The following is a 21,374-nucleotide window of genomic DNA, read 5'->3' as shown; positions in this document are numbered from 1 at the left end:
TCACACTGTTATTTAGTAAAAATCACATTTTTAATTTAGCCACCCCTAAAGCAAGGTGATCCCATAGCAGCCCTTCAACTCTCTCCACTAGGTCATCCGGACAATTAATCACTAGTATTACTTCAGCATACTTTCCCCTCGAAACCCTTTTTCTTTTATATACAACCTTATTAAGAATATAATCAATTATAAATCCAATCATAAATCCGATTGCCCCATAAATTAATCCCCAAAAAATCGGGCCCCACTCCAATACAAAGCCGATACTTGTTCCAATTACAGAAAATGCTGTTCCAATTGCGGCCGCCTTATCAAATAAACTAATACCATCTGCTCGGTGAAGTGTATCGAGTAGTTTTCTTTCTTGCATCCGGTTTATCAGTGGTACCGCAAGAATATTTTCACTACGTATTCCCATTTCCTCGATTGCGGTGATCACTAGTTCAAGATATATTGAATGCTCAAATGTAGAAAAAATTTGCAATCTATTTCACCTCGTAAGATCTGGAATTTTAAACGGAGATTGTTGATAATTTTGCTGGAGAAATTTTCGTTGTTCGCTTTCAAACAACTTGTTATTTTCCACTGTATTCACATAAGCATCATACACGGCAAACGAGAAATACGAAGGAATAAATAAAAACCATTGCGGGTTAAGTGATGCTGTCGCCTGTTTAATTTCTCCTAGGAAAAGGAAATGGACAGCAATAAGTGCATTCGAATAATAAACAAAAATGATAGAAAAAATTAGCATAAGAGCAGCTGTTAACCCCCGGTGTATATATAATTGCCCCAATCCCGGGGTGAAAATAGACCATAATACCGCCATCAATGGACTTCTTTTATCCAAATAATTAATTCCTACAGAGCCAATGGCATAAGAATTAAAGCTGGCATTTTCACGTTCAGCTAATATGAAAATCTTATTCAGATCTACTGTTGTTCGGTAACTATCCCATATAGCGAAAATATAGACCGGTAAGTATAAAAGAAGTACTCTTGGCTCGAGAACCTCCCTTGCCATCTGAAAGTTACCGGTAAAAGAATACACAATAGCCAGGTTCAAATGAGACATATTATTCACGATAATCTCCCAGAAGAAAAAGGAATACCCTCTCAGGTACTTGGATAAGAGTAAATGGCCACACCCTGGGAACGCAGCAGACCACCAGGCATTAATATAAGGATTTCTCAGATGAAGTTGCGTAGTGCTATATAAACTAACATGCGCTTTATAACGTCTCGCTGTATTATCATTATTATAATTGTTCATTTTCGTGGCTCCTCAGGGAAATGATCAAACCCCTTGCTCTCGTCGATTCCACGGATCCATTTATAATAAAGCAATATTATGCAGAATAATATGGGATAAACGAGAGCGGAATATGTCAATTTCCACCAACCATGATGAAAGAATCCCCATGGTCCAGGCAGCATGGTTAAAGCTTCAAAAACCGTAATGATTAGGGACCAGAGCAGAATATATAGTACGCGCTTGAATCGAGAGCTTTGAGTTGGATATCCATTTAAAAATAGAAGAGCAGCTGGCGGGGATAACAGAGCAACCGGAAGAACATCCAACCATTGAAGTCCCCTGTCGAAATACCAATATGCCCCGTATTTCACACTCAAAAAGAGATCAACTGATAAGTGAAAAAGGATAATAAAAACACAGATGTGAACGATATGACTTTTAGCGAGTCGCTTCACCCATAAAAATGCACCCATGTTTAACACAATGATGGCAATAATAAGTCCAAGCATAAAGAATAATCTCCTTCTCTTTAAAGATTATTCTTTGCTAATTCATCACGGAGTATTCGAGCTCCCGTGATCACTTTTAATTTAGGAGCATCCGCTCAAAAAGGGTGAACCAGGAACTTGTCCCAATCCACCCGCTTTCCTTATTTATCCTTACTGCTTTATCTTCTGAAAATAATCAATCATCCCTAGCGCACTAATCTGTACATCCAAGTTAATAATAATGTACACCTCATGGTCATCCTGGATGCCTAGACCTCTTAAATGTTCCTTTACCCTTTTCATAATTCTGCGAGCGATTTCATTATAGTCGCCGCCTTCATCTACAACTTCTTCCGCGATTTCCACATAAATATCCAGCCACTGTGCCACTTGCTTCAACGCTTCCTTTGGATTTTCCGTCATACCGAAATGACCGAAGTAAATTCGGTCGACATCTTTTTCCGCAAAGCGATTAATTGAAGCATGCATATCATTCGGATTGAAATGGTTTGGTGATGTCGTTGGTAAGTATAACTCCACCCCATCTTGCAGTAATAATTCATAACGGACTCCCGCTGTATCCCCTGTGAACATTCCATTACTTACCGGATCAAAAATGCTGAAGTGGTGTTTCGCATGTCCCGGTGTGTCCCAAAATTCCAATGTGCAATTCGGTCCAATATCAAGCGTGTCACCTTCAGATTTCTCAACTACTCTATCCGCCGGAACCGGAACAATCGGATCATAAATTTCCGAGAAACTTTCACCATAAATCGCCCGCGCACCTGCCGCAAGCTTCGTCGGATCGATCAAATGTCTCCCGCCGCGTGGATGGACAATCAACGTCGCATTTGGACATTGCTGAAGTAAAAAGCCTGCGCCACCCGCATGATCGAGGTGAACATGGGTAACAATAATATACCTCACTTCCGCAAGGGATCTACTTAAGTTTTCAAGCCCGCGCTTAATATATTTCACCGACGGACTCGGCCCCACCTCAATCAATGTCAATTCCTTTTCCTGAATGACATATGTACCTGTCCTGCTTGGTATGTCCATATCAAACCCATCAATCAACGAAATCCGTTCATCCAACTGGATCGGTTGCTTTTCCTTCACGGTACATCTTCCCCCTTATTCTTCAACTATCCCCATCATAACAAAATTTCAAGTAACCTGTATAAAATGAAACTCATTTAATTGAAGCTTTGTACTTTTCTCACGGAATGTTAGTTAGATCAATCAGGGGGTTAGCGTCCGTTAGCTCCTGCTTAAAAAAGATTACTTCTTTTTTAGGCGGGGGAATTACAAATGATTCCCGTGAAAAATCGAACACAAATCGCTTGGATAAAATTTATCATGCATAACATTCCTCAATCAGAAGAAAATAATACCGATCATATGAAGGAGGTCATCCAATTGTTCAATCAACAACAAAATCAAAATTTTAACGAATCATCCCAAATGCCGGCCCAAGTAAGTCATGGAGGACATGAGCTTTTTGATTCTCATGAGGCGATTGATGGCTTAGTCGGCGCGCTTGAACATTCTGTCATATACGAACAGCATATTCAAGACCCAGAATTAAAGCAACTTCTTTCCAGACAGAAATCGTATTTGACTCAAATGTACAATACGATTATAGATGCCCTGCAAACCGGTCAGGAGCCAGCTGTAAAAACACAAACGTATAATATGCCATATGGAAATGATACAACCTATGGCATGGAACCAAGCCAACCGAAGACTCCTGCCCAATCGATGAATGAAATCAATGACGCTTGTTACTCCAGTTTTATGATGGGACATTTAAAGGGCTGTGCGTCCCACTTCACAACGACAGCACTGGAAGCAACAAATCCAGTCCTGCGCCGTGTATTTGCTGACAGTATCCCGAACCTCATTGAAATGGCATACGAAATTTTCCTTTACCAAAACAAAAATAAATATTATCAGGTACCACAACTGAAACAAGAAGACATGCAAAATTATATAAACAGCTTTGGTAAAGTTCAAGGACAAATGCCTCATTAAACGTAAAGGAGACTTATCATGGGTAGAGATGAACACAAGAGAAGGAAGAATGCTGCATTAGGTCAAACACCGAAGCACCAATTAAAATATAGCGACGGAATGGATGTCGAATTTTCCGATGAGTTTGCCGACGCGGACGACTGGGAAGCTCAAGCAAGGGATCGAGCAGCCATCCGAAGAATTAAGAATAAATGACAAACTTCAGGTCTTCACATGGTGGAGACCTGATTTTTCATTTGGAAAAGATCGCAGGTAGAACTGCCTTTAGTTGATTTTTAGTCATGATTCACGTACATTTAAAGTAAGAAAACATCTTCTAAAGGATGATTAACAATGAGCAAAAAAAATGTAGATGACTATATAACAGAAGGGATACACGGTATCCGTCTTCCAAAAGAAGATGAAAGAATCCGGTTTCTCGGTACCTTGCGCGAACGGGTTGTCATTGCCCTTACAATCGGTCAAGTCATGAGTGACTCCGGACTCGAAAAATTAGAAGAGGCGATGCAGCAACATCCCGGTACTAGGCTCATTATGAATGGACATGTTGCCTACCGATTTCTAACAGAGGAAAAAGCACTCGCCACAAAGTACAACATCCCTTATACTACAATCACCAACGAAGAAAATTCTACCGATATTGGCGCTGTTTTAACGTATGATTACGCCATTGATAAAGAAGAAATCTTCATAAAAGAAGAAGAACCAGAAGAAGAAAATGAGGAAGAGAAAAAAGAAGAAACCCTGCGTTCAAAAATTAAAAACTGGTTCCGGTAAACGAGAAGCAAAGGCGTAAGCGCCCTTACAGGCTAAGTACGCGACGTCCTGTCGCAACGCCTGTACTAGCACATCCTGTGCGTCGTAGCAACGTACAAACTTCCCTTTTACCGGAATGAGATAAAGGAAACATGCCCCTTTAGGGGTATGCCGATGTTGGACCTTGGCCCGTTCTTAGTCGGCCTTCCTTTTCTCTTTGAGTTGATGTTGACTTATCGATTGGAGGAGTGTGAAGTTTGATAGTTGCTGGGCGCTGAGCCGGACGCGGCTAGCCCTAGATACCTAAGTTGCCATAGCATTTTTATTTCATAGTTTCTTATACAACGGGAAGTCTTAGGAGGTTTTTTACGGTGAGAATTACTTCAATTGAACCGACGCCAAGCCCCCACTCCATGAAAATCAATGTGAGTGAGGAACTTCCAGCTGGTGAAAATTATAATTATAAAGCTGGTGATGACTTAACAAATGCTCCTGAATATGTGAAAGAGCTCTTTCAAATTGGAGGTGTTAAAAATATTTATCGTGTCGTTGATTTCATTGCACTAGCACGAGCTCCGAAAGTTCCTTGGGAAGAACTCCTTCCTCAAGTGCGTGAAGTGTTTGGGTCGGAAGAAACTGTCGAGGACTTACATATGGAAGATGCAAGCGAACCGACACAAGATTTCGGGGAAATAAACGTGTTCGTCCAATTTTTCCGTGGTATTCCAATCCAAGTAAAGCTAGAAGAAGGCGATGATGAGAAACGTTTCGGCCTTCCGGAAGAATTCCAAGAAGCAATCATGAAAGCAACTGCGGCGTCGGAAAATTTCATTTTCGAACGTAAATGGGTTGAACAGGATCCCCGTTACGGAAAAAGTGATGAAATTGGTAAAGAAGTAGTGGAAGAACTGATTGCTACCCATGATAAGGAAAAGCTCAATCAGCTTGTTGAACTTGCTATTGAGGATCGCGACGCTTCGGAACTGGAACGTGACTCAGATGATAACATACCATTAGAGGTACTGGATGATCCCGATTGGAAAGTGCGTTATGCAGCACTCGATAAAATTATTGAACCAACGCTTAAGCATCTTCCGCTGTTAGATAAAGCGTTGGATGATGCAAAGGCATCTGTCCGGAGACTCGCAACTGCTTACCTTGGCATGATTGAAGAACCGGAAGTGCTGCCATCACTGTATAAAGCACTAAAAGACAAGGCAGTGAACGTAAGGCGAACAGCAGGAGATTGTCTATCCGACCTTGGGTTTACAGAAGCAATCCCAGAAATGATTAAAACATTGGATGATAAAAGTCAGATCGTTCGCTGGAGAGGTGCCATGTTCCTTTATGAAGTCGGGGACGAACGTGCCATTCCTGCCCTTGAAGCAAAGGTCAATGATCCAGAATTTGAAGTACGCATGCAAGTGCAACTCGCCTTGGAGCGAATTAAAGGCGGCGAGGAAGCGAAGGGATCGGTGTGGCATCAGATGACACAGGCTGTTTCGAAAAAAGATTAAAATGAACTCCTAAAGCTGGTAAGAGGTATGAGGAGGCTTTAGGAGTTTTTTGATTGGAAAAGTAATATAGTGTTAGTAACCTTCATGAAACTAGTGTCACAATATAAAGTAGTCCTTGAAAAAGTACTCATTCTTCATTAACATTCTTCAAATTATTTATATATACCGCCACGGTTATCAATAGTTAGTATATAATTCTTCATTACTTATAGCCATTTGTTCAACCTCCTTTGTCCGATATTAAAGACTAGCATTTATTCTACTACCGTTTCCAATACAAATGATAATGGTATTCGCAAGCTTCATTAAATAGAGATGCGCACCTTAAGCAGCGATCCGTGTGCAAATATTCATCAATCGTATGCTCCTTACAACAGACACCGCATAGCACAGCTTTTTCATCGTATTCCGTCCTTTCCCATAATATCGGCTTGTGATCTTCCGCTTCTGCATGGCATTTGTAGCATGGGTAGTATTTATCGCAGCACTTGAATTTGATAGCGATAATGTCTTTTTTCGTTTGGTAGTGAGTACAACGCGTTTCATCGTCCACTGTAAAACCATATACTTTTTTCATTCCATCCTCTCCTTGTTATACTGGTAGACGTTAATTATACTTTAGATAAAACATAATGAACTCCCTCAATTTTGTCAAAATAAAAAAAGAAGATATGAGGTTAATGGAATGAGATATATCATATTACTTATAAGCTTAATTTTTCTCGTGGGTTGCAATGAACCTACCATTTCTGAACCTAAAAAAGTGGCAGGGATCGTGCAAAACGTGAAATTTAAAGAACAACTAGAGTCAGAGATTGATTTAACAGCGTATGAGCGCGAGCCTAACGAATGGGGAGAAAATGTCATAGGAGTGAAAACGCGATTCGTTACAGATAAAAAAGAAATTGCTCTGACGTTTGACGCATGCGGTGGCGACTTCGGCAACGGTTATGACGAAGCATTGATTACATTTCTACGTGACGATGAAATTCCCGCTACGTTATTTGTAAATAAACGCTGGATCTCAGACAACGAAGAGACTTTCCTGGAGCTCGCAAATGATCCGCTTTTCCAAATCGAAAACCACGGAACGACCCACGCTCCTCTTTCTGTTGATGGGGCTGAGGCCTGGGGAATTCCGGGCACGAATTCAGCGGAAGAGGTTTTTGCTGAAATCATGGGCAATCACGATACCATAAAGGAGTTAACCGGACGTGACATGAATCTCTTCCGCTCCGGAACAGCCATTTATGATGAGATTGCTGTGGAACTTGCCAACGACTTAGGATATGAAATTGTAAATTTTGATATTTTAGGAGATGCGGGCGCGACGTATTCTGCTGCGGAAGTGGAACATGCTTTACTTGATGCTGAGGCAGGATCGATTGCGTTGTTGCATATGAACCAGCCAAATAGCGGAACAGCCGAGGGTGTGCGTACCGCAGTTCCTCTTTTACAAGCAGCAGGATTTGAATTTGTACTATTGGCTGATCAGAAGTTAGAGTGATTTTTAAGATTTCTTTGGTGTATTTAATCCCTAAAAGGAGGTATTTGCGATATGGCCCATTCCATCGGACTTTCCGGAAGTGTGATTTTATCCGACCCCAGCAAGCTACGAGACTTGTTCACCTATGAAATGATCAACCATATTGAAATCGGGGAATTTCCAGATGAAGCAGCTTTCCACCAATTCTTACATTTTAAGAGACAAGAAAACATAACATATGGTATCCACTCACCATTACTTAGACACATGAGTAAATACGATCTAGTGGAGAAGGTGCAATTTGAACCAGAGGAAGCTTGGGAACAGTTTGAATCTGAGGTTGAGGCTATGGCCCGATTAGGTGCAGCGTATATTTTAGTCCACTTCCCATATTTTAAAGAAGAAAAGGATACAGATACAGTAGATATTATTGAAAGCGGACTGAAAAAATTTCATCAGCTTCAGGAAAGGTATGCCATTCCGATCGTCTGTGAACCGAAACTGGGCCATAACCGCTCTCCCTTTGGCATTCAAGCATTGGACCGGTTCCCTCTCGAGACTTGGAACAAATATGGGATTAGACTATGTATTGACGTTGGCGATTACTTACTCGCTACCGGCAGCGCTGCTTTAAACTATGTGAAGAAATGGCGGGATCATATTAAAGTCGTTCACTTACATCACGTGGAGTTCCGTGGCGAGAAGTATATATGGATACCAGTCCACCCGTCATACGAAGCTGACCATTCCCATTTTCAAGTAAAAGAACTAATCAAACAGCTAGCTAAAAGTCCCGATGTATTTTTTGTTTTCGAGCATACCCCACATTCCAAGCCTACCAAAGCTTTTGTCGAGGAGGGTATTCAGTGGGTTAAGAAGTTAATCAATAACTAATCTGAACATAGGGAGCGAGGGAAATATTATGTTACAGCGTATCATTCAACAATTTGACTTACAATTAGATACGATTCATGAGGTAGATGATTCACACAGTTCTACTGTCTATCGATGTCAATTATCAAATAATGAGTATGTTTTCTTAAAGATTCCTTATTCCAACTTAAAATTCCAAAGGGAACTGGAAGCTTATCACATTTTAAAAGGAATCATCCCCATGCCGGAATTATTGGATTCTTGGTCCGGTGATGAGGAAATACCGGGCGCTCTTTTGTTATCTGCATTAAAGGGACAGCCCCTGTCGGAAAACGATTCCCAAGCAACAGCCTATCAAGTTGGTGTTGTACATGCATCCATGCATGGCATCGAGCCACCACATCCATTACATACGGTTCAAAACGAATTTGCTAATTGGCCCTTGTTTATTGAAAAACAATTTTACAGTTTTGCAGAGGATGTAAAAGAAATAATAGATGATCATTTATTTAAAAAGGCTCTAAACAAATTTGAGTTCATGAAAAATCAGCTGCCGAAACCCGATGGCCCAAGTTTTATTCATATGGATTTTCGACCGGCAAATATAATAATTAATAATGGAAACGTTTCTGGAATAATCGATTTTGAAAGTGTGAGATTTGGAGCTACAGAAGTGGATTTTACTAAATTGTACCGGGATTATTTAAGCTATGATGAAAAATTATTGCAAGCATATACAAATGGATATAACAGTGTAAGGCCCTTAGTTAATTTAGAAATCGTACTGCCATTTTATCGCTTCACCGATGCTTTTAACAGTATCGGCTGGTGCAAACGACGAGGATTGGAAAAAAACAAAAGGTTTTTAATGGAAAATATTACTGCCTTAAATCAACTTCTCGGGTGACAGATTGTGTTTAAGGGGCAATCATCCTCTTCCTATCCTATATAGAAGGTTTCCTTTACACACAGCAAGCGTTTTCATATAATGATAGTAATTCACGCAACTATAAGGAGGTCGTCAGATGGAGCGCATTCAAGAAGGCACATTATTATGGGAACCAACACAAGAGAGAAAAGAAAACAGCAATCTGAACCACTTCATGGTCTGGCTGCAACAAAATCGCAACCTTTCATTTGATAGCTATGACAAACTATGGGATTGGTCCGTATCCGAACTGGAAGCATTCTGGGAAGCGATGTGGGAATACTTTGATATCGAATCAAGCACCCCTTATCGATCCGTCCTCTCTGCACGGAAAATGCCCGGTGCGAAATGGTTTGAAGGTGCTAAAATCAATTATACGGAACATGTTTTTAGAAATAGAGATTCAGAGAAAACGGCAATTATCCATACATCCGAAGTACGACCTGAACTTAGAGAAGTGAGCTGGGGGAAGTTGTACGAGGACACCTTAGCCATCCAACAAACATTGAAGAAACTCGGTGTGCAAAAAGGGGATCGAGTCGTTAGCTACAGCGCCAATAACTATGAAACCGTTGTCGCCTTCCTTGCAACCGCAAGCATAGGAGCAATCTGGTCCAGCGCGTCACCTGACTTCGGAACGCAAAGTGTCATAGACCGCTTTAAACAAATCGAACCAAAAGTTATGTTCACCGTAGATGGCTACCGTTATGGCGGGAAAGAGTTCGACCGACTGGAGACTGTCCAATCGATTCAATCGGAAATCCCTTCTCTTGAAGCAACCATCACGATACCTTATTTACAAACCGATGCTGACTTTAGCAAGCTGAAAAAAACAATTAGCTGGGAAAAGGCTACAGAAAATACAGAAACAAAAGGCTTAACGTTTGAACACGTCGAATTCAATGAACCGCTTTGGATCTTATTCTCTTCCGGCACGACTGGAAAGCCCAAACCAATCGTACATAGTCAAGGCGGTATGTTAATCGAACATTTGAAGGCGCTCACCTTCCATTGTGACTTAGGTGAGGATGATCGCTTCTTCTGGTTCACAACAACAGGCTGGATGATGTGGAATTTCCTAATCGGCGGCTTGCTGACGGGAACAACGATCATACTTTATGACGGAAATCCTGCATATCCATCCACCGATACGCTTTGGAAGCTTGCACAAGATACGAATATGAACCTCTTCGGAACAAGTGCAAGCTACATCACAGCATGCATGAAAGAAGATCTTAAGCCGAAAGAGAAATTTGACCTAAGCGCATTACAGAATATTAGCTCGACTGGCTCCCCTCTTCCGCCTGAAGGTTTCAAATGGTCCTATGATAACGTGAAAGAGGATCTCTGGATTGCTTCCGTCAGTGGCGGCACCGATGTTTGTACAGCCTTCGTTATTGGAGCACCTGTTTTACCAGTCTATGCCGGGGAATTGCAATGCCGTGGTCTCGGTGCAAAAGTGGAAAGTTTTGATGAAGCTGGCCATGCCCATATTGATGAAGTCGGGGAACTTGTGCTAACCGAACCTTTCCCAGCGATGCCTATTTTCTTCTGGGATGATACAGATGGAACGCGTCTCTATGAAAGTTATTTTGACTTGTATGATGGAATCTGGAGTCACGGAGATTATATCAAAGTGACAGACCGGGGAACTTGTGTCATTTATGGACGCTCGGATGCAACAATCAATCGGGGGGGCATCCGGATTGGTACGAGTGAAATTTATCGTGCTGTTGATAAGATCCCAGAAATTGAAGACAGCTTAATCGTCGATATCCCGTCACCTTCCGGGGATTCCCATACCCCATTATTTATCGTCTTAAAAGAAGGATACGAGCTCACGGATGAGTTAAAGACAAGTATTAAGAAACAGATTCGGGATTATTGCTCACCGCGTCATGTTCCAACAGGTATCTATGCAGCACCAGACTTGCCGAAAACATTAAATGGTAAAAAGCTAGAAGTACCTGTAAAGAAGATTCTGATGGGTCAACCAGCGGAAAGCGTTGTAAATAAAGGTTCGCTAGGCAATCAGCAAGCGCTGGATTACTTTTTGGAGTTTGCGAAAGAATTGTAATAGAGCTGGAAACAGGACTTGGAGATAAAATCCCCAAGCCCTGTTTTTTAATGCTAATCACCAACTATCCTAGCCAAGGGAACTCACGCATAGTGAATGAATGAACTTCCTAAACTGGCAAATCAACTGATAAAGTGAAACTTCATTCAGTGGGGAATTCCTTACCCCCCCACTGAATGTTAGTTGAACAGAATCAGGTATTTACGGACTGTATATCCCCAACCTTCACATCTTGGGCTTCCTTCCATGTATAGAGGCGGGGGAATTACAGACCGTTAATACGTGATAAAAACTCAGGCAATTGTTGTTCACGTTTGTCGAGCATAATCTGTTCTGGCTTGATGCCCCGCTCTTGCAATACTGCAATGTTCTGCTTGAGGAATTCGTCACTGCCAACAACATAGAAAAGGCCATCCCTATCTTCAGCAAGATTTTTCACCTCTCCATAGTAATCTTCACGGTTATCGACAAACTGTGATGTGAACTTCTTGTCAGGGGCGGATGCAAAAATATCTGGGAATAGGAAATTTCTTGATGAATCGATGTTTAAGGAATGGATTTGTTTAACGTTGTCAGAACGGTCGAAATAATCAAGTACAAGCGGTCTGAAAGTTGCCAACCCGACACCTGATGACAACAGGTAAACATTTTTGTCTTCTCTTTTTAGCGGTACATTCGAATGGATTTTAAAAATGGCAACTTCATCGCCGACTTCAAGCGCTCTTAAATTCGCTTTAAACTCCGAACACTGCTCTCTAATGCGTGTAGTAATACCGATAGAAGCTTCATGAGGTAAAGTGGATATGGACATGTGGCGAATTAAACTGCGGTTTGGCTTATCTCCCGCATTAAATCCTTCCAGTGCCAAGTGAATATGGGCTCCTTCTTCCCATGTTAGACCTTCCGGGCAATCGACATGGTAGGTTTTAACCTCTGGTGTTTCTTCTATAATATTATTTATTTTAGTCCAATATATTTGCATGACTTATTCTCCTCACTCCATAATCTGGATTGTTACCATTTAATATACACTAAATGATAACAATTCTCAATTAAATGGATGGATTCTTCAATAATTTAACTCTCCTTCATGCGAAATTTCCTGCAGCATCTCCACCCTATTACCGAAAGGATCTCTAAATTCAAACCGCTCATAATTGGGGATTGGTATGGATTCTATAATTTCGACACCATTCTCTTCTAAAACCCTTCTCCAATATGTGATATCCTTCACTTGGTAAGCTACATGAGCTTTTGTTTTTGTTCGATCGAAGTCCTCTTCTGTTCCAACATGTATCTCTTTGTCCCCTACTTTTAGCCAAAATCCCCCGCGCCCTTGCAGAGATTCCGGCTTTTCAATTTCAGGTAATCCTAAGACATTGCAATAAAATTTTTTCGCTTCCGTTTCCATGCCCTTTGATATTGTAATTTGAACATGATGCAGACCAATAATCATGTGAATTCCTCCGTATTTTTCATTATCAACCGCTAGTTTAACTTTACTAAAAATTGGTAAATAAATAAAATATATAATTATTATATAAAGAGATAATTAAAAGTTATAGAGGTTAACTTCTTTTTTGCTTTTTAAGCATTTCCTTTAAATATTCCTCTGACTTTCCTCTAGGAATGCTTAAACTTTTCCAGTTTTCCCCTTTCAATTGCTTACCGATATAGACAATTTGGCCAACATGATATGCATAATGTGCTACTTGTCTTTCGATCGCTTCCATAACCAAATGATTTTCTCCCCGAATAGATATATTCTTCATTAAATCCAACTCGTCTAAGCCATGAAGGGTATCGAATAAAACTTTCCAGCCCTTTTCCCAGTAAGTAATGATGTCTAATTTCCTCGAAATGTCATCTATGAATTCTTGCTCACGGTTCCTGTCAGCTTTTTCACCGTCTGTCGTTAGAAAGTCGCTCCATCTTGAAACCATATTTCCACTTACATGCTTAACAATAACAGCAATGCTATTCGACTCGCTATTATAACTCCAATGTAATTCCTGTTCTGATAACTGATTTATCGTTTTGTCCCCTAGGATTTTTACGCTTTGAAACCTATCAATTACGATTTTCAAATATTCCTTTCCAAGTTCCAACTGATTCTCCCCTTCCATTGTTTCGTAAATTAGTTCAAAGAATCCAGAAGCTAGTTTATTCATAACATCTGGTTTTCCTCACTAGTCTAATACCACAATTCTCTATTTCAATTAACTTGATGTGAAATATGTTCTATCCTTATCTATTATCAAGTGAATGGTGGCATTCTTTTTCACTATATTTCGTAGCTTCTTCAAAAATATCAGTAACACCATTTGGAAGAAGAATATCTTTCTCGCAAAACTGCTTTACCTCTTTCCCCTTTTTTCGTTACTCCATAATAATAAGTTATATCTCGTTCATCCTTGAAAACAACCATATAATGCCCGTGATAAAAATCTCTATTAATCAAATGCTTCGGCTCTACATAATGTGCGTCAGCGATTTCTCTATCAGTATAGCCTTGCTCCTCAAGGTAAGCTGGCACGTGCTTATTCGCAATATATTTCGTATATGGGTTTCCATTATTTAGTACATAAAGAAAACCAGCTGGAATAGCTGCAATTATCACGACAACGGTAATGAGACTAATAAATATCAGTTTCTTTTGCATTAAGAGTTCCCCTTGTATATTTTTCCCTAGTTTATATTTAGAGCTTTAACTTCTCTTTTCAAACTGCTTCTTGCTGTTATTACAATGCACGCAATACTGATTAGCACACCTAGAATTGCAACGACACTTACTCCAATACTTTTCTGGAAAATAAACCCAATTGGTACAATCCCTAGAAATGCAATTGCTACAATTGCTTGAAATACGATAAATATAATGTTTGCAGTCCGATTATTGAATAAAGCTAGAATAAGCCCCGGTAAAAAAAGAATAACAGCCATTCCAATGGACAACCACAAACCAAGTGGTTCATCATACGAAACAGTATTAGGACCCGTCGGATGTCTCGCCGCGATTAAAATCACAGCTATAGCTAGAATTAACATAAATAAGTCCATTAAAATTTTTTCACGACCAAGAGCTCCTTGTTATTATTTTATTCAGATGATAAACTTTCCTTGATGTACGCTTCCTTTCTAACGTTTCCGTCAATGTAAAGTTTCACTCTTCGGTCAAAATTAGTAGATGTGGCAACCCTCAACCTTAGACAACTCACAAACTCGCCAATTGGTTGAATAAAAGGCTTGACCACTCCAAGTATCAATCCAAATTCAACTAGCATTAGTAATACGAATTCTTTCCAGCCCCAATGGTCATATTTTTTCCAATTCTTTTGCTGTAATTGCATGCGTCGTCTCTCTTCCTAATTATGGTATAACCCAACTATATTGAATGACCTATTTACTTTAGAAAAAATAATTATTTTAAAATCACTTTCTCTTCCACTGGATAATATTCGCTAAACGGACAGCTTAACTGCGCGAAATTGAATAAGGTAAGTGTTTCAGATGTTGGTTAAGATCTCTATATGCCCGGACAAACCCGATTTTTGTTTATTCGGGGGATTAGAGCATCTCTTATTGCCTGAACAAATTCTAATCTTGCTCATCCGGGGGATTAGAGCACCTCTTATCGCCTGAATGAATTCAGAATTTGTTCAAATGAGCAATTAAAAGTTAAAACGTCTCTACTCTCTTGATTCTTGGAATCGTGCCCAAAGCTACAATGAATTACTAGTTGCACTGATTATACCAGAGGAAGGATAGCTCACTGTTTCAGACTGCGAAAGTTGAATTTCTTATGATCTAAGCTCTATAAAAACAAGAAGCCTCCTCGTCAAGGGCTTCTTGTTTAATGCGGTATCTTTTTTTATTTCAAGATGAAATCCATTGCCCACCATTTACATGAAGTGTTTGCCCTGTCACAAAGCGTGAATCATCTGATGCGAGATAGACAAAGGTTGGTGCAACTTCAAAGGGCTGTCCTTGACGTTGCATCGGGTTCCCAGCTAATGTCACTTCATCTGCAGAGAAGCTCGCCGGGATGAGTGGCGTCCAAATCCGTCCTGGCGCAATAGCATTTACCCGGATCCCCTGATCGATCAAACTATTTGCAAGCGCACGGGTAAACCCAATAATAGCTCCCTTCGTTGCTGTATAATCGATTAATTGATCATTCCCATCGTATGTCACAACAGAGGATGTATTAATGATGGAGCTGCCTGCTTTTAAGTAAGGAAGTGCTGCACGAGTGGTGAAGAAATGCGAGTAAATATTTACTTTAAACGTATCATCAAATTGTTCATCGGAAATATCAAGCAAGCTCAATTGTTGAAATTGAATTCCGACATGGTTACATAAAATATCAAGCTGTCCCCATTTTTGAATCGTTTTTTCTACAATGTCGATACACTGCTCTTTTTCTCGCAAGTCACCAGGCAGCAATAAACAACTTTGTCCAAGCTCCTCAATTCTTCTCTTTGTCCGATTCGCATCCTCATGCTCATCTAAATAAGCAATCGCAATATTCGCCCCTTCTTTTGCAAAAGCGATAGCGGCTGCTGCCCCCATTCCACTATCACCGCCTGTGATAAGAGCTACTTTTCCTTTTAATTTATCGCTGCCTTTATAATTTGGATTTTCGATAATTGGCCGCGGAACCATCAGTTTCTCTACACCTGGTTGACGTAACTGCCGCTGTTCAGGAACTGTAATCGGGATTTCTTCGTATCTCGTTATTTTCCCGTAATTGGGATACATTGGATAATCGCGTCCGTCCGTGTTTTTGTTTTTCTGCTGATCTAGAGACATAGTGACCTCCCTGAAATAGTCATTTGCCCTAGGTTATGTTGCTGATACTATTAAAGTGCATGGTCATTGTTGGTGATATTAAAATTATCGCTCTTGTACGGGCTCAATCATTACCTAGGTTGAATAAAGTGAAAGAGTGACCTATGGAAGGAGGGTATCGTTTGCATTACTATAATCCAGAAGTAAAGTTATTACTAATCAATCATTCCGATAAAACAGTGCAATTGTTATATGATGATAATCCACAAACATTTACCATGCCCTTGATCGGACCAAGACCACCCTATTATTATAATCCACGATATGAAGAGAATTATCCTATTATCTAGTCAAACTGGGACACGGGGTCAGACCCTGATGTCCCAGTACAGTATCAAATGATGGGTTCTTTTCGCTCACATCTTCACACCTTGGAAAGTTTAATACTGCCAACCCCCGCGGTAAATTTCAAATCTCTCTCACCGTTTCCCAATACACTTGAAAATTCCCCTGATTTCTCAAACCCTACAGGTAAATCCGTCCGCACACTACCAAGTCCAGCCGTTGCTTCGATTGTTGCATTTAACTGTTCAGGATTTGGAAAATGAACGTGAATATTTCCAGCCCCTGACTTCATCAAGAGATCATCTTCCCCATCCACATGAAATTCAATATTCCCCGCACCTGACTCGAGCATTAGATATTTAGCACTGATGGCACAAATCTCAACTTCTCCTGCACCTGTCTTCATCTCAAGCTGCTTGAAAATCATATCAGCCATTCGCACATTGCCAATGGAACATTTCACCTCGTATCGTTCGGCAAATTGTTCCGGTAAATATATCGTGAGCTTACCAAACCGCTTTTTCATCTGAAAGATCCCCCATTTTCTTGGTATCCCCACATTAATTTCCAATCTTTCATTTATAAGCCGAACAGCAAGATCTTCTCCTTTTTCAAACGTTTCCAGCACAATATCAACTCGTTTCTTATCATGAACTGAAAAATGGACGCTCGTAACATCAGAATTTACAGCAAGCTCTTTCACCCGCTCCACTTCCACTATGTTTTCTTGAACAATTGGATCTCCCATCGAACTGAAAAAATCAGCCATCGCTATCACCTCGTATATTTCATTTTGTTAGCCTTAGTTTACTAGAAATGAATATTATCCCAACATGCTAGCGGTTGAAAGATTGTCCGACTGGGGACGGAGATTGCGGGGAGCACAATCAAATTGGAGGTGGAGCTCTCAATATGGAAATCAAATTCTAAATAGTCACAAAACCTAATCAAACTTTTTTTATCTATACTATAATTATTAGAGAATAATTAGTTCAATATATGAGAAAACATCTTCTTTTAAATATATAATGAAATTATAAACTTTATTAAAAAGTTATAGTTCAGTAATCGGGTCATTTTGCAGGATAAGGAAAGGGTGAGTTTTTTGGAATTTAAAACTGAAAGATTAACAATTAGACCATTTAAAAGTAATGACTTACATGATGTATTTAACATTTATAATAATGAAGATACATGTAAATATCTCTTGCATGATAAGTGGACTCATGAAAATTTACAGGAAGAATTTAATAAAAAGCTTGGGAATAGTTCACTCACAAAGGAATCAATGTTAAGTTTAGCAGTAGTAAACCAAATTAAAGTAATTGGCGATTTATCTGTATGGTATACAGATATTAAAGATACTGTTGAAATTGGCTTCTGTTTTTCTAACGAAGTTTCTGGAATGGGTTATGCAACTGAAGCCGTGAGTAGTTTAGTTAAGAAACTATTTTATGAATTTGGTGTACATCGTGTACAAGCTAACCTTGATGCAAGAAATAAGGCATCACAAAAATTATGTGAGCGTATTGGTATGAGAAAAGAAGCTCATTTCATTCAGGATTTTTGGAATAAAGGTGAATGGACAGATAGCATTAAGTATGGAATGTTGCTTTCAGATTTAAATTAAAAAACGAGGTGAAGATTTAAATGAAGCAATGAAAAACAATCGTACTATTTATGAATTTATTATTGAAAACAAAAAAGTCTCTTTCCTGTTAATGTAATAGGAAGGAGATTTTTTTATGTTTTTTTATAAAAAATGAAACGGTATTGCGAATTATTTAATCTGGCCCGATCGTGGAATAAGAAAGAAAATAGGATGCCCCAATTCTATAGTATTGGAGCATCCTATTGTTATACGTTTGTTAAACTTATATACAATATTGAAATAGAAAAATGTTAAAAAATAGTCGGTACCATCCCCCCATCCATACGGATTGGAGAACCTTTAAATGCGGATGCATAAGGACTACATACAAACGTAGTTAGTCTACCTATTTCTGTTGGCTTGATAAATCGCTGTATTTCAGATTGAGGTAGGTTTGTAGTCATAAATTCTTTCTCTTTTTCTGAAAAAGTCATATCATCATTAGAGTATATACTCTCAATTATTTGATGCACATTTTCAGAGAGTGTTGGTCCTGGCATGATCGTATTAACTGTAACTTCTCTTCCTATTGTTAATTTAGATAAGCTTTTTGACAACGATAATAGCATTGATTTTGTCATACAATACTGAGGCATTTGTCCTGAAGGCATAATTGCTTCTTCACTTGCAATAAAGATAATGCGACCATAATCATTTTTTAACATTTTAGGTAAATAAAATTTAGATAATCCATTTGCAGCAAGAACATTAGTGCGGAAGTATTTCTCCCATACTTCATCATCAATGTCCTCATATTGCATAATTTCATAAATACCCATATTGTTAACTAAAATATCAATAGTGGGGTATTTTTTAAATAAAGCTTCTCTTTGCCCCATATCGACAATATCAGCAGTAGCATTTTGAGGAGAGGTAGCCGGGAAATCCGATTTAATTTCATTTACAATTCGTTCTACCTCTTCATAATTTCGTCCATTAATTAGTACATTGACACCTTCTTTGGCAAGTTCAATGGCAATCGCTTTACCTATACCTTTCGTTGATCCAGTAACTAAAGCCGTTTTATTGTTTAACCCCATATCCATAACATATTTCTCCTCCTAATTTATCCTTATGATTATAAAAAGTTAATATAAAAAAAGTTCCTATTCTTTTGTAGTTAATATTAGGTTCTCCTTCTTTTAATATAGTGTTAAAAAATTCACTTTTAATACAAAGTTAATGTATCGAGTCTGCACCTAAATGTTCAGTACGCCAATTTGCGGGAGTATCACCTTCCCAAATGCGGAAGGCGCGGTAGAACGAGTTCTGATCTTCATATCCAATCATGAAGGCTACTTCTTTAATATCGAACGTGGGGTCTGCCAAGTATTCTCGAGCCAAGTTATGTCGGACTTGTGTCAAAAGATGCTTGAAGCTGGTGCCTTCGTCAGTAAGCCGGCGCTGCAAGGTACGATTGCTCATCCCCAACTCGCTTGCGACAGTCTGAATATCAGGGCGCCCTCCTGCAAGGTTACGTTTCATGATCCACTTGACCATTTCGGTGATTGAATGACTGTGTTGCTGCTCACCCAACGATTTATCCAGTACGGGAGTCAGAATTTCCAGCAACTCTTCGTTGTACGAGACAAAAGGGAGGTCCAGATCTCCTCGATGTAGCGTCAACCTGTTACAATCTGCACCAATCCGGATATGACAGCCGAAGTAAGCTTCAAGTGCCTGTATGTCACCCATCGAGTGCGTAAATTCGACAAATCTCGCCATCAACGGTTGACCTGTGCCCCGACGTCCAAGCTCCAAAAGAAATGCCAGAGTAATTCCAACGAGCAGCGGTGGACCTGGTTGCTCGGTATATAACCAATCTAGTTCAATTGTACAGTTCTCACCTTCCTCGGTGATACGTAAGCTTTCAGGGGGACACATTCGTTTGTACCGTGCCATTCGTTTTAGAGCGTCACGGTAGTTACGAGCATGGTAAGTCGCTAAGACGGCGGGTGGGTAATGCGCTGTTTCAAAGACTGTCGTAAGCTTGATGATTCCTTCGGCAGTGTCATCAATGAGATCTGAATAAGCCTGCCAAATCGCGAAATATTGATCGGTGGTGACAACTGGCTCATTAATAATGGTGAGCGGCAGTTGTGCCTTTCGAGCGACGTCGTGAGGAGCAATCCCTAATTGATGTATGCCTGCCCAAAATCCTGCCGGGATTTTAATACGAGTATGAGACTTCATAACAGGCCCTCCTTTAGCTATCTACACATTCACTAGTTTTGAGTGTGTTTGCGTTCTGTCTAGTTGACGGGACAGATATTATATTACCTGTTCAATGTCGCCTTGTAACTAGCAAAGGACGACATTTTACTTGCTAACTACGTCGAATAAAATCGTTTAGGTACAGAAGCTACCGTTCATACAGGCAGCTTCTGTAAAAAACCCCTAAAAAATCCTATTTACCTAAGTGGTTTAAAAATGTGCTAGTACTTTTTTTATTTGTACCTACTCATCGGAAGCCACTCATTATAATCAAATTGACCTTGGCATTAAATTAATTTACCCGGTATTTAATATGTCTATACTCCACAATTTGGCCCGATTGCGAAACAAAAAAACCTGCATATTGGAGGGAATTGGACCAAACAAAAAGACTGGACCACTTTTGGATCCAACCTCGAATTTTGATTACTTGCTGATTAAAAAAGGCATTAATTCTATTGAAGTAAAGCACCCAATCGTTTTAAGTTTAAGAGTTCTAAAAATCAGTTATATTTACAAAGCAATTAAGGTTCAATCATAACCACCTGAAGGTTCCGGTAATTCATTGTACTCTTCTTTTATCATAATAATCTCTCGGTGTACAAATTCTACGAAGTTTTTTAATTTATTATCAGGTACTTTGTCACAATCGGATGTAATCCATTCTCTTTGATAAATTTCGCCATTCATTGTAATTTTAAGTTTGTTTATTTCGTGAGGATCCGCACATTGAGATTTAGAAGCACTTTCTGCTGAATTCAATATGTCAGCCTCTTTCATTTCCTCGTAAATTGTTTGCATTTCCTCATCTGAAAATTTTATTTCTACCGTTTTATCATCATTCGAAATCATGTTTTTGGTATAGGTATTTTCATATGTGTTTATAATGTCTCTTGCCTCGTAGCCATAATTTAAAACAAAGTTAAAGTCTTTAGGTATTTCTTTAGGGAGATTACTCC

General features: G+C 39.5%; 26 protein-coding genes. 10 read left to right on the top strand and 16 right to left on the bottom strand.

Annotated elements, in window-relative coordinates; genetic code table 11:
- Nucleotides 1-22 precede the first annotated feature (22 nt).
- From WKU33_RS17110 to WKU33_RS17095, 4 genes are all read right to left on the bottom strand, one after another.
- Nucleotides 23-484 carry a hypothetical protein gene (locus WKU33_RS17110; RefSeq protein WP_336253272.1) on the bottom strand — a complete coding sequence of 154 codons (462 nt, stop codon included), beginning with the start codon at nt 482-484 and terminating at the stop codon, nt 23-25.
- A gap of 6 nt (nt 485-490) precedes the next feature.
- On the bottom strand, nt 491-1,273 hold the full coding sequence (locus tag WKU33_RS17105; RefSeq protein ID WP_188856624.1) for a hypothetical protein: 783 nt from the start codon (nt 1,271-1,273) through the stop codon (nt 491-493).
- Nucleotides 1,270-1,764 carry a CBO0543 family protein gene (locus WKU33_RS17100; RefSeq protein ID WP_340455747.1) on the bottom strand — a complete coding sequence of 165 codons (495 nt, stop codon included), beginning with the start codon at nt 1,762-1,764 and terminating at the stop codon, nt 1,270-1,272. The genes WKU33_RS17105 and WKU33_RS17100 overlap by 4 nt, the downstream gene beginning before the upstream one ends.
- 150 nt (nt 1,765-1,914) lie before the next feature.
- Nucleotides 1,915-2,862 carry an MBL fold metallo-hydrolase gene (locus WKU33_RS17095; protein ID WP_340455745.1) on the bottom strand — a complete coding sequence of 316 codons (948 nt, stop codon included), beginning with the start codon at nt 2,860-2,862 and terminating at the stop codon, nt 1,915-1,917.
- 282 nt (nt 2,863-3,144) lie between these two features.
- Between WKU33_RS17095 and WKU33_RS17090 the strand changes: the two genes are divergently transcribed.
- The 4 genes from WKU33_RS17090 to WKU33_RS17075 all read left to right on the top strand — a co-directional run bounded on the left by WKU33_RS17090 (nt 3,145) and on the right by WKU33_RS17075 (nt 6,050).
- Nucleotides 3,145-3,777 carry a spore coat protein gene (locus tag WKU33_RS17090; protein ID WP_370459745.1) on the top strand — a complete coding sequence of 211 codons (633 nt, stop codon included), beginning with the start codon at nt 3,145-3,147 and terminating at the stop codon, nt 3,775-3,777.
- A gap of 18 nt (nt 3,778-3,795) precedes the next feature.
- Complete coding sequence (locus WKU33_RS17085; RefSeq protein WP_156856095.1) at nt 3,796-3,972, top strand: YfhD family protein; 177 nt, start codon at nt 3,796-3,798, stop codon at nt 3,970-3,972.
- A 138-nt stretch (nt 3,973-4,110) separates the two neighbouring features.
- Nucleotides 4,111-4,554 (top strand): YueI family protein, encoded by a 444-nt coding sequence (locus WKU33_RS17080; protein WP_336253316.1) that lies wholly within the window; start codon nt 4,111-4,113, stop codon nt 4,552-4,554.
- A gap of 350 nt (nt 4,555-4,904) precedes the next feature.
- Nucleotides 4,905-6,050 carry a conserved virulence factor C family protein gene (locus WKU33_RS17075; protein ID WP_336253317.1) on the top strand — a complete coding sequence of 382 codons (1,146 nt, stop codon included), beginning with the start codon at nt 4,905-4,907 and terminating at the stop codon, nt 6,048-6,050.
- Nucleotides 6,051-6,312: 262 nt separating this feature from the next.
- On the opposite strand, the gene WKU33_RS17070 is transcribed toward WKU33_RS17075, so the two are convergent.
- Nucleotides 6,313-6,627, bottom strand: coding sequence for a CHY zinc finger protein (locus WKU33_RS17070; protein WP_340455742.1), 315 nt, complete (start codon nt 6,625-6,627; stop codon nt 6,313-6,315).
- 108 nt (nt 6,628-6,735) lie between these two features.
- Here WKU33_RS17070 and WKU33_RS17065 point away from each other — a divergent pair, with 108 nt between their 5' ends.
- The 4 genes from WKU33_RS17065 (at nt 6,736) to WKU33_RS17050 (ending at nt 11,414) form a co-directional block, all read left to right on the top strand.
- Nucleotides 6,736-7,557, top strand: coding sequence for a polysaccharide deacetylase family protein (locus tag WKU33_RS17065; RefSeq protein WP_336253319.1), 822 nt, complete (start codon nt 6,736-6,738; stop codon nt 7,555-7,557).
- Between the two features lie 51 nt (nt 7,558-7,608).
- Nucleotides 7,609-8,430 (top strand): TIM barrel protein, encoded by an 822-nt coding sequence (locus WKU33_RS17060; protein WP_336253320.1) that lies wholly within the window; start codon nt 7,609-7,611, stop codon nt 8,428-8,430.
- A gap of 28 nt (nt 8,431-8,458) precedes the next feature.
- Complete coding sequence (locus tag WKU33_RS17055) at nt 8,459-9,316, top strand: aminoglycoside phosphotransferase family protein (RefSeq protein WP_340455739.1); 858 nt, start codon at nt 8,459-8,461, stop codon at nt 9,314-9,316.
- A gap of 118 nt (nt 9,317-9,434) precedes the next feature.
- On the top strand, nt 9,435-11,414 hold the full coding sequence (locus tag WKU33_RS17050) for an acetoacetate--CoA ligase (protein ID WP_340455737.1): 1,980 nt from the start codon (nt 9,435-9,437) through the stop codon (nt 11,412-11,414).
- A 265-nt stretch (nt 11,415-11,679) separates the two neighbouring features.
- Here the strand turns inward: WKU33_RS17050 and WKU33_RS17045 are convergent, their stop codons facing one another.
- From WKU33_RS17045 to WKU33_RS17015, 7 genes are all read right to left on the bottom strand, one after another.
- Nucleotides 11,680-12,396, bottom strand: coding sequence for a dihydropteridine reductase (locus tag WKU33_RS17045; RefSeq protein WP_188856634.1), 717 nt, complete (start codon nt 12,394-12,396; stop codon nt 11,680-11,682).
- 87 nt (nt 12,397-12,483) lie between these two features.
- Nucleotides 12,484-12,870 (bottom strand): VOC family protein, encoded by a 387-nt coding sequence (locus WKU33_RS17040; protein WP_340455735.1) that lies wholly within the window; start codon nt 12,868-12,870, stop codon nt 12,484-12,486.
- A gap of 112 nt (nt 12,871-12,982) precedes the next feature.
- Nucleotides 12,983-13,522, bottom strand: coding sequence for a DUF1572 family protein (locus WKU33_RS17035; protein ID WP_340455755.1), 540 nt, complete (start codon nt 13,520-13,522; stop codon nt 12,983-12,985).
- A gap of 203 nt (nt 13,523-13,725) precedes the next feature.
- The gene (locus WKU33_RS17030; RefSeq protein WP_340455733.1) at nt 13,726-14,076 is read right to left on the bottom strand and encodes a DUF3139 domain-containing protein; all 351 of its coding nucleotides are present in this window, start codon (nt 14,074-14,076) and stop codon (nt 13,726-13,728) included.
- A 26-nt stretch (nt 14,077-14,102) separates the two neighbouring features.
- A complete protein-coding gene (locus WKU33_RS17025; RefSeq protein WP_340455731.1) occupies nt 14,103-14,462 on the bottom strand; it encodes a hypothetical protein in 360 nt (119 codons plus the stop codon).
- A gap of 50 nt (nt 14,463-14,512) precedes the next feature.
- Nucleotides 14,513-14,764 (bottom strand): hypothetical protein, encoded by a 252-nt coding sequence (locus tag WKU33_RS17020; RefSeq protein WP_340455729.1) that lies wholly within the window; start codon nt 14,762-14,764, stop codon nt 14,513-14,515.
- Between the two features lie 526 nt (nt 14,765-15,290).
- Nucleotides 15,291-16,226 carry an SDR family oxidoreductase gene (locus tag WKU33_RS17015; RefSeq protein WP_336253323.1) on the bottom strand — a complete coding sequence of 312 codons (936 nt, stop codon included), beginning with the start codon at nt 16,224-16,226 and terminating at the stop codon, nt 15,291-15,293.
- A 143-nt stretch (nt 16,227-16,369) separates the two neighbouring features.
- On the opposite strand from WKU33_RS17015, the gene WKU33_RS17010 reads away from it, so the two are divergent.
- Entirely contained in the window at nt 16,370-16,555 is a 186-nt protein-coding gene (locus tag WKU33_RS17010; protein ID WP_156856110.1) for a hypothetical protein, read from the top strand.
- A gap of 74 nt (nt 16,556-16,629) precedes the next feature.
- On the opposite strand, the gene WKU33_RS17005 is transcribed toward WKU33_RS17010, so the two are convergent.
- Nucleotides 16,630-17,319 carry a DUF4097 family beta strand repeat-containing protein gene (locus WKU33_RS17005; RefSeq protein ID WP_340455727.1) on the bottom strand — a complete coding sequence of 230 codons (690 nt, stop codon included), beginning with the start codon at nt 17,317-17,319 and terminating at the stop codon, nt 16,630-16,632.
- 336 nt (nt 17,320-17,655) lie between these two features.
- On the opposite strand from WKU33_RS17005, the gene WKU33_RS17000 reads away from it, so the two are divergent.
- The gene (locus WKU33_RS17000; protein ID WP_340455725.1) at nt 17,656-18,180 is read left to right on the top strand and encodes a GNAT family N-acetyltransferase; all 525 of its coding nucleotides are present in this window, start codon (nt 17,656-17,658) and stop codon (nt 18,178-18,180) included.
- A 272-nt stretch (nt 18,181-18,452) separates the two neighbouring features.
- Here WKU33_RS17000 and WKU33_RS16995 read toward each other — a convergent pair whose 3' ends face one another.
- The 3 genes from WKU33_RS16995 to WKU33_RS16985 form a co-directional block, all read right to left on the bottom strand.
- Nucleotides 18,453-19,247 (bottom strand): SDR family NAD(P)-dependent oxidoreductase, encoded by a 795-nt coding sequence (locus WKU33_RS16995; RefSeq protein WP_188856638.1) that lies wholly within the window; start codon nt 19,245-19,247, stop codon nt 18,453-18,455.
- A gap of 133 nt (nt 19,248-19,380) precedes the next feature.
- Nucleotides 19,381-20,394, bottom strand: a complete 1,014-nt coding sequence (locus tag WKU33_RS16990) for an AraC family transcriptional regulator (RefSeq protein WP_188856639.1) — start codon at nt 20,392-20,394, stop codon at nt 19,381-19,383.
- Between the two features lie 552 nt (nt 20,395-20,946).
- A partial coding sequence (locus WKU33_RS16985; RefSeq protein ID WP_340455722.1) for a hypothetical protein occupies nt 20,947-21,374 on the bottom strand: 428 nt, incomplete at its 5' end.

It is taken from the genome of Oceanobacillus sp. HCA-5259, from assembly GCF_037892815.1.
Taxonomy (GTDB): Bacteria; Bacillota; Bacilli; order Bacillales; family Amphibacillaceae; genus Oceanobacillus; species Oceanobacillus indicireducens.
Note: the sequence above shows the minus strand (reverse complement) of the source record. Positions and strands in the feature narration are given on the sequence as shown.

Excerpts from the sequence above, each read along its gene's own strand:
- WKU33_RS17105 (WP_188856624.1), bottom strand. The coding sequence starts at position 1,273 with ATGAACAATTATAATAATGATAATACAGCGAGACGTTATAAAGCGCAT.
- WKU33_RS17100 (WP_340455747.1), bottom strand. The coding sequence starts at position 1,764 with ATGCTTGGACTTATTATTGCCATCATTGTGTTAAACATGGGTGCATTT.
- WKU33_RS17090 (WP_370459745.1), top strand. The coding sequence starts at position 3,145 with ATGAAGGAGGTCATCCAATTGTTCAATCAACAACAAAATCAAAATTTT.
- WKU33_RS17085 (WP_156856095.1), top strand. The coding sequence starts at position 3,796 with ATGGGTAGAGATGAACACAAGAGAAGGAAGAATGCTGCATTAGGTCAA.
- WKU33_RS17080 (WP_336253316.1), top strand. The coding sequence starts at position 4,111 with ATGAGCAAAAAAAATGTAGATGACTATATAACAGAAGGGATACACGGT.
- WKU33_RS17070 (WP_340455742.1), bottom strand. The coding sequence starts at position 6,627 with ATGAAAAAAGTATATGGTTTTACAGTGGACGATGAAACGCGTTGTACT.
- WKU33_RS17065 (WP_336253319.1), top strand. The coding sequence starts at position 6,736 with ATGAGATATATCATATTACTTATAAGCTTAATTTTTCTCGTGGGTTGC.
- WKU33_RS17060 (WP_336253320.1), top strand. The coding sequence starts at position 7,609 with ATGGCCCATTCCATCGGACTTTCCGGAAGTGTGATTTTATCCGACCCC.
- WKU33_RS17055 (WP_340455739.1), top strand. The coding sequence starts at position 8,459 with ATGTTACAGCGTATCATTCAACAATTTGACTTACAATTAGATACGATT.
- WKU33_RS17050 (WP_340455737.1), top strand. The coding sequence starts at position 9,435 with ATGGAGCGCATTCAAGAAGGCACATTATTATGGGAACCAACACAAGAG.
- WKU33_RS17045 (WP_188856634.1), bottom strand. The coding sequence starts at position 12,396 with ATGCAAATATATTGGACTAAAATAAATAATATTATAGAAGAAACACCA.
- WKU33_RS17040 (WP_340455735.1), bottom strand. The coding sequence starts at position 12,870 with ATGATTATTGGTCTGCATCATGTTCAAATTACAATATCAAAGGGCATG.
- WKU33_RS17030 (WP_340455733.1), bottom strand. The coding sequence starts at position 14,076 with ATGCAAAAGAAACTGATATTTATTAGTCTCATTACCGTTGTCGTGATA.
- WKU33_RS17025 (WP_340455731.1), bottom strand. The coding sequence starts at position 14,462 with ATGTTAATTCTAGCTATAGCTGTGATTTTAATCGCGGCGAGACATCCG.
- WKU33_RS17020 (WP_340455729.1), bottom strand. The coding sequence starts at position 14,764 with ATGCAATTACAGCAAAAGAATTGGAAAAAATATGACCATTGGGGCTGG.
- WKU33_RS17015 (WP_336253323.1), bottom strand. The coding sequence starts at position 16,226 with ATGTCTCTAGATCAGCAGAAAAACAAAAACACGGACGGACGCGATTAT.
- WKU33_RS17010 (WP_156856110.1), top strand. The coding sequence starts at position 16,370 with ATGGAAGGAGGGTATCGTTTGCATTACTATAATCCAGAAGTAAAGTTA.
- WKU33_RS17005 (WP_340455727.1), bottom strand. The coding sequence starts at position 17,319 with ATGGCTGATTTTTTCAGTTCGATGGGAGATCCAATTGTTCAAGAAAAC.
- WKU33_RS16995 (WP_188856638.1), bottom strand. The coding sequence starts at position 19,247 with ATGGATATGGGGTTAAACAATAAAACGGCTTTAGTTACTGGATCAACG.
- WKU33_RS16990 (WP_188856639.1), bottom strand. The coding sequence starts at position 20,394 with ATGAAGTCTCATACTCGTATTAAAATCCCGGCAGGATTTTGGGCAGGC.